This window comes from Streptomyces nanshensis, from assembly GCF_001751255.1.
GTDB classification, from domain to species: Bacteria; Actinomycetota; Actinomycetes; order Streptomycetales; family Streptomycetaceae; genus Streptomyces; species Streptomyces nanshensis_A.
The window spans coordinates 1-6,502 of record NZ_LJGW01000174.1; the positions used below are offsets into that span (position 1 = coordinate 1).

Below are 6,502 nucleotides of genomic sequence, written 5' to 3' on the forward strand. Positions count from 1 at the left end.
CACCCGCGCGTTGAGCCCGTCCGCGCCGCGCGGTGGCGCCCACCGCCGTAAGCGGGGCTCCGCACCGTACGGGCGGAACGACGGCAGCGAACGGCGCCGCCGCCCCTCGAAGGCCGTCTTCGCCGCGGCCGGTGTCGTCGCGGCGCTCGGCGCCGGGCTGCTGACGGCCCAGACGCTCACCGACGAGGGCAGCGCCGACGACCGCAGCCTGAGCACCGACGACACCGCACTCCCGGACGTTCCCAGCGGCGGCNTCCCAGCGGCGGCCCGACGACGGACCCGTCCCGTACGGACGACGGCGACGACGCCAAGAAGCCCTCCGCGAAGCCGACTTCGCGCACCGGCGGCAGCGACTCCCGTGCCGCACGGGACGGCGACGAGCACACCGGCCGCGCTCCCGCGCCGCGTACGTCCGCCTCCTCGGCCCCCGGCGGCTCCGGCTCCGACGGCTCGGAGGGCCGCGATCACGACCACGACGGAGGCTGGGGCGGCGGCAGCCCCGACCGCGACCGGCCGCGTCCCCCGCAGGACCCGAGCACTCCGGACGAGGAGACGCTGCGGGCCGGCGACACCGGTCCGCAGGTCGTCGAGTTGCAGCGCCGCCTCAAGCAGGCCGGAACGCTCGACGAGGACGCGGCGGAGGACGGCGTCTACTCGGCCGAGGTCCAGCAGGCCGTCGCCCAGTACCAGGCGCGCAACGGCATCCGCGGCGACCGGTACGGCGAGTACGGAGCGAACACGCGCCGCGCCCTGGAGGCCCAGACCTCCGGCTGAGCCGGGACCGACCGCCGACCGTCGGCTGCCCACCCGTCCACGGCTGGACCGCCGTGCCTGTCGATCCGCCCACCGACCGGCCCGCGCCCGGGAGTTGAGGGCTGGTTGAGGGCTGCGGGCGGCATCCCCGTGCGCCCGTGCACGGACGCCGTCCGCCCGCGTGGACGGGTACGGCTGGCGCACTCCACCGACTCTTTGTATCGTGTGCAAACAAAGTGGTTCCGCCCGTGCCCCCTGCGCCGGGTTCCACCCGGCCCCGAGGGTCCCCTGACCGGCGGGCGGAACCACTGCTTCTGTCTCCGCACGCGAGGGAGCCCGCACCGTGCCGGCACCGCAACCGTCCCTCACCGCCCGCGGACTGCTGCTCGACATGGACGGCACTCTGGTCGACTCCGACGCCGTCGTCGAACGCGTCTGGCACGACTGGGCCGTCTCCAAGGGGCTCGACCCGGCCGAGGTGCTGCGCGTCGCGCACGGGCGTCAGGGTCATCTGACGATGGCGGACGTCTTCCCGGACCGGCCCATGGAGGTCAACCTCGCGGAGAACGGCGCCCTACTGGCCCGTGAGAAGCGGGAGTTGGAGGGCGTCGTCCCCGTCGCGGGCGCCGTCGGCTTCATGGCGGCCCTCGTGGGCGTACCGCACGCGCTCGTCACCTCCGCCGACACCGGCCTCGCGACGGCCCGTATGCGCGCGGCCGGGGTGCGGGTGCCGGACGTGTGCGTGACCGCCGACCATGTCAGCGCGAGCAAGCCGGACCCGGAGGGATTCCTCAAGGGCGCCGCGGAGTTGGGCCTCACGCCCGGCGAGTGCGTGGCCTTCGAGGACTCCGGTGCGGGCATCGCCGCGGCGCGGGCGGCGGGCATGCCGGTGGTGGGCGTGGGCGCGCGGGCGGCGGACCACGGTCCGACGGCGCACGTGGCCGACCTGAGCGAGGTCACGGTACGGGCGCTGGCCGACGGCTCGGTCCGCGTCGCCTTCGCGGGCCGTGCGGCGCGCGTTGAGGACCCGACGGGCTGACCGCCGGGGCCGTCTCCCGTTCGGGGTGCGGGCCCGCGGCCTCCTTATGCGGGCTTATGCGGGCTTATGCGGGCTCGCGGCGCAAGAGCGCCGTCCAGAGGAAGGGTTCGCCGAAGTACGGGGAGTCCTCCGGTTCGTCGCGCATGCGGCGCAGCTCGACCTCCGTCAGCCCGGAGAAGATCCAGCGCAGCCAGCGCGCGCTGTAGGCGAGCCCGCCGTCGAGCCGTGAGGTCCGGTACAGCTCGGCGTCGTCCAGTTCGCAGCCCATCCCGCCGGCGGCGAAGCACGTCAGCCCCAGATGGCCGCCGGGTGCGAGGGCGCGGTCGAGCAGCGCGAGATAGCTGACGCGGCGGTGCGGGGGCAGATGGTGGAAGCAGCCCGAGTCGTAGATCAGGTCGTACGGGCCGCGGAGCGCGCCCACTGCCGTCCCGTCGGCGGCACCGGCGTCACCGGCGGCACGGTCCTCCGTGCCGGGTGCGCCGCCGACGAGCGCGAAGGCGTCACCGCAGTGGAACCGCACCCTGGCGCGCGTACCGGGCTCCGCCTCGCGGGCGCGCTCCTCGGCCCAGGCGACGGCGGTGGGGGAGAGGTCGACGGCGTCGACCTCGAAGCCGAGGGCGGCGAGCCACAGCGCGTTGCGTCCCGGCCCGCAGCCCAGATCCAGCGCGCGGCCCGGCGTGAGGAGACCGCGCTCGGTGTACGAGACGAGGTTCTCGTCGGGACGCTCGGCGAAGAACGGCACCGGTCTCTCCCGGTCGGTGTAGAAGCCGTCCCACCACGAGGCGGCGCCCGCCGTCCAGCGGTCGGCCCCCTCCTCGAACAGGCCGTCCAGAAGCCTGAGTACGTCCTCCACGCTGCGGATGTCCCGGTCCACCCCTGCCCCCTTTTGTCCGGCTCCCGCGTCCGGACCCGGAGAGCGTAGACCGCCTGTACGGGGCCCGCGGCGGACCCGGGGAATCCGCTCCGGCGGGCGTCCGACCGTCCCCGGTGCCGGAGCGTTCCGCCGCTGCCAGGACCGCCGCTGCCAGGACCGCCGCTGCCAGGACCGGTGCTACCAGGACCGGTGCTACCAGGGGAGAGGCAACTCCCGCCCGTGCACGGCCCGTGCGTGTCTGCGCAGCCGTACCCGCGCATCGGTCTCCGCGCTCCGGTCGTACTCCCGCGCCGCCTTCTCCACCACCGCCAGCAGCCTGGCGCACTCCGCGCACTCCGCTGCGCTCTTCGCTTCACGAAACATCTCCGGCATGCACGGATGTTCGCGCGCGGTACCGCGCCCACGCGTCAGGCGTCCCTGCGTGGCCGCCAGTTGGGGTCATTCGGGTGTCATCGGCGGGCGGGGCGGAGAAGGGGGCCGCACATGCGATCCCGCCGGGGGCGGTCCCGATGTGCGGTGCAGGGCCGTGCCGTCAGGCGTCGTTCTTCGGGGACGCCTGCTGGACGACCTCGAAGGACCACAGCTCCGAGCCCTGGGCGGCCGGCTTGGGACGCTCGCCGGAGGACGTCTCATGGCTGCGCTTCATGGGGCCCTCCATCCAGGCGCGGAAGGACTCCTCGTCGCGCCAGCGCGTGTAGACGAGGTAGTCGTCGGTGCCCTCGACGGGGCGGAGGAGTTCGAACCACTCGAAGCCGTCCGAGTCCTCCACCGTGCCCGCGCGGGAGGCGAAGCGCTTTTCGAGGGTTTCCCGCTGGTCAGCCGGGACGTTGAGGACGTTGATCTTCACGATGCTCATGCCGTCCATCCTGCCGTACCGCTGTGACGCTCTCCTCTTCCGGGCCGTCCGTCTCCTGCGGCGCGGAGAAGGAGACCGTGGCGTCGAAGGCCGCGCGGCGGGTGGCGCGGCGCAGGGCGCGCAGGACGGTGCCGCCGAGGGTGAGGACGAGGACCACCGTGAGCGTGGCGCGCGGTACGTCCCAGCCGAGGGAGGTGGCCAGGACGTAGGTGAGGAACCGCGTCAGATTCTCCGGGAGCGGGTCGCCGGGGACGAAGGAGACGCCCGAGCCGAGCCCGGCGATGTACGGCCAGCCCTGTAGGTTCATCACCAGTCCGTACAGCAGCGCCGAGACCGCACCGTAGAGCGCGAGCATCGCCGACTCGGCCCGGCCGCGCAGCCGTTCGGCACCGGGCAGCAGCCCCGCGCCCATCGCGACCCAGCCCATCGTGAGCATCTGGAACGGCATCCAGGGGCCGACGCCGCCCGTCAGCAGCGCCCCCGCGAACATCGACAGGGCGCCGAGGACGAAGCCGAAGCCGGGGCCGAGGACGCGGCCCGCGAGGACCATCAGGAAGAACATCGGCTCCAGGCCCGCCGTGCCCGCGCCCAGCGGACGCAGTGCCGCGCCCGCCGCCGCCAGCACGCCGAGCATCGCGACGGCCTTCGCGTCCACGCCGGAGTCGGCGATCGTCGCGACGACGACGGCCAGCAGCAGCGGCAGCAGCGCCGCGAAGAGCCAGGGTGCGTCGCGTGAATGCGCCAGTCCCGACGCGGAGTCGGCGAGCAGCGGCCAGCCGAAGGCGACGACGCCCGTGGCGCTCGTCAGCGTGAGGGCGACGACGGAGCGCGGGCCCAGCCGTACGGCGCGTACGGCAGGTACGGCACGTACGGTCTGCGTGGCGGGAGCGTGACGGGGCGAGGGCGCCGAACGGGCCCGGCGGAACGGGGAGTTCACGGGCGTGCCTCCCCGCTCGTGCCTGTACCCGTGCCTGTGACCCTGCCCGTACCCGTGCCCGTACCGGCCTCCGCGTCGAGCGCCGCCGCGACCTGCGGGACCGTGAGCCATCGCGCGGGCGCGAGGACCTTGGCGACCTGTGGCGCGAACGCCGGTGAGGAGGTGACGACTTCGGCCGTCGGCCCGTCCGCGACGATCTCGCCCTGCGCCAGTATCACCACGCGGTGCGCGATCTCCGCGGCCAACTCCACGTCGTGCGTGGCCAGTACGGTCGCGTGCCCGTCCGCCGCGAGCGCGCGCAGGACGCCGACGAGGCGGGACTTGGCCGCGTAGTCCAGGCCGCGCGTCGGCTCGTCGAGCAGGATCAGCCCGGGGCGTGCCGTGAGGATCACCGCGAGGGCGAGTGCGAGGCGCTGCCCCTCGGAGAGGTCGCGCGGGTGCGTGTGCCCGTCCACGCCCGGCAGCAGCTCCGTCACCAGGCCGCGGCAGGTGCCGGGTTCGGCGCCCGCGTCCGTGTCGGCGGCGGCGCACTCCGCGGCGACGGTCTCCGCGTACAGCAGATCGCGCGGCTCCTGCGGTACGAGGCCCGCGTGCCGCAGCAGTTCGCGCGGCCGGGTGCGGGAGGGGACGAGCCGCTCCGCGCCGCCGACCGTCACCGAACCGCCGGCCGGGGTGTGGACGCCCATGAGGGCGCGCAGCAGCGTGGACTTGCCCGCGCCGTTGCGGCCCATGAGGGCGACGGTCTCTCCGGGACGTATGGCGAGGTCCACGTCCCGGAGGGCGGTGATATGGCCCCGGCGGACGGTGAGGCCGGAGAGCCGGGCGGCGGGCTCCTCGTCCGTGCGGTCGGACGGTGTGGTCGCGGCCGGGGCGCGGGGCGCCGTCCGGGTACGGGGACGGAGACGGGCGCGCAGTCCGGCCAGGGGCCCCGACTCGCCGGAGGGCAGGGGGAGTTGGCCGTCCGCCGTGCTGCCTCGCGGTGTCTCGTCCGCGTCCTCATGCGGCTCCGCTTCCGACCGCGCGCGCAGGCCCGTCCCGGTCCCCGGTCCCGGCTCGGCCCCCGCGAGCCGTTCCCGCAGCGGTCCCGCCCTGCGCCGCGCGTCCCGTACGGACAGCGGCAGCGGCGACCAGCCCGCGAGCCGTCCCAGCGCGACCACGGGCGGCCGGACGGGAGAGTGGTCCATCAGCTCGGCGGGGTCGCCCAGTCGGGGCGGCGCGCCCTGTCCGGACAGCAGCAGCAACAGGTCGGCGTAGTGCACGACGCGCTCCAAGCGGTGCTCCGCCATCAGCACCGTCGTACCGAGGTCGTGCACCAGACGCTGGAGCACCGCGAGCACCTCCTCGGCGGCGGCCGGGTCCAGGGCGGAGGTCGGCTCGTCCAGGACGAGGACGCGCGGATGCGGCGTGAGGACGGAGCCGATCGCGACGCGCTGCTGCTGGCCGCCGGAGAGCGAGGCGAGGGGACGGTCCCGCAGTTCGCCCAGCCCGAGGAGGTCGAGGGTCTCCTCGACACGGCGCCGCATCGTGGCGGGCGGCAGGCCCAACGACTCCATGCCGTAGGCGAGTTCGTCCTCGACGGTGTCGGTGACGAAGTGCGCGAGCGGGTCCTGCCCGACGGTGCCGACGACGTCGGCCAGTTCGCGCGGCTTGTGCGTACGGGTGTCGCGTCCCGCGACCGTGACCCGGCCGTGCAGGGTGCCGCCGGTGAAGTGCGGTACGAGCCCGGAGACGGTGCCCAGCAGCGTGGACTTGCCGACGCCGGACGGGCCGACGAGCAGGCACAGTTCGCCCTCGGGGATCTCCAGATCCACCCCGCGCAGAACGGGCCGTGGCGCCTCTCCGCCGTGCGGGGCGGGGCCGTCCGTACCGTCGTAGCCGACCGACATCTGCTCGAAGCGGATCACTGTGCGGGCTCCTTGCCTGCGGGCGCCGTCTCACGGGAGGCCGGGGCGGCGGTGCCGGCGCCCGGAGCGGCGGCGGGGACCGGTGCGACGAACGCGGGCAGCAGCCCGACGAGGAGGCCCGCCGCGGGCCACAGCGGGA

Annotated in this window: 8 protein-coding genes; 2 read left to right on the forward strand and 6 right to left on the reverse strand. The window is 74.9% G+C overall.

Annotated features, from left to right (window positions below; all coding sequences use genetic code 11):
* A partial coding sequence (locus tag AN218_RS37455) for a hypothetical protein (RefSeq protein ID WP_216311750.1) occupies positions 1-216 on the reverse strand: 216 nt, incomplete at its 3' end.
* A 339-nt stretch (positions 217-555) separates the two neighbouring features.
* Here AN218_RS37455 and AN218_RS10785 point away from each other — a divergent pair.
* Together AN218_RS10785 and AN218_RS10790 are read left to right on the forward strand one after the other, a co-directional pair.
* Positions 556-774, forward strand: a complete 219-nt coding sequence (locus tag AN218_RS10785) for a peptidoglycan-binding domain-containing protein (protein WP_079132029.1) — start codon at positions 556-558, stop codon at positions 772-774.
* A 322-nt stretch (positions 775-1,096) separates the two neighbouring features.
* On the forward strand, positions 1,097-1,792 hold the full coding sequence (locus AN218_RS10790) for an HAD-IA family hydrolase (RefSeq protein ID WP_338059608.1): 696 nt from the start codon (positions 1,097-1,099) through the stop codon (positions 1,790-1,792).
* 64 nt (positions 1,793-1,856) lie between these two features.
* Here AN218_RS10790 and AN218_RS10795 read toward each other — a convergent pair whose 3' ends face one another.
* The 5 genes from AN218_RS10795 to AN218_RS10815 form a co-directional block, all read right to left on the reverse strand.
* Positions 1,857-2,666 carry a class I SAM-dependent methyltransferase gene (locus AN218_RS10795; RefSeq protein WP_070016571.1) on the reverse strand — a complete coding sequence of 270 codons (810 nt, stop codon included), beginning with the start codon at positions 2,664-2,666 and terminating at the stop codon, positions 1,857-1,859.
* Between the two features lie 192 nt (positions 2,667-2,858).
* Complete coding sequence (locus AN218_RS10800) at positions 2,859-3,038, reverse strand: hypothetical protein (RefSeq protein ID WP_070016572.1); 180 nt, start codon at positions 3,036-3,038, stop codon at positions 2,859-2,861.
* A gap of 160 nt (positions 3,039-3,198) precedes the next feature.
* Positions 3,199-3,522, reverse strand: a complete 324-nt coding sequence (locus tag AN218_RS10805) for an antibiotic biosynthesis monooxygenase family protein (RefSeq protein ID WP_070016574.1) — start codon at positions 3,520-3,522, stop codon at positions 3,199-3,201.
* Positions 3,482-4,360 carry an ECF transporter S component family protein gene (locus tag AN218_RS10810; protein WP_107421413.1) on the reverse strand — a complete coding sequence of 293 codons (879 nt, stop codon included), beginning with the start codon at positions 4,358-4,360 and terminating at the stop codon, positions 3,482-3,484. The genes AN218_RS10805 and AN218_RS10810 overlap by 41 nt, the downstream gene beginning before the upstream one ends.
* Before the next feature lie 95 nt (positions 4,361-4,455).
* On the reverse strand, positions 4,456-6,363 hold the full coding sequence (locus AN218_RS10815; RefSeq protein ID WP_079132031.1) for an ABC transporter ATP-binding protein: 1,908 nt from the start codon (positions 6,361-6,363) through the stop codon (positions 4,456-4,458).
* Positions 6,364-6,502 lie beyond the last annotated feature (139 nt).

Coding starts and splice junctions, on each gene's coding strand:
- AN218_RS10800 (WP_070016572.1), bottom strand. CDS start 3,038: ATGCCGGAGATGTTTCGTGAAGCGAAGAGCGCAGCGGAGTGCGCGGAG.
- AN218_RS10805 (WP_070016574.1), bottom strand. CDS start 3,522: ATGAGCATCGTGAAGATCAACGTCCTCAACGTCCCGGCTGACCAGCGG.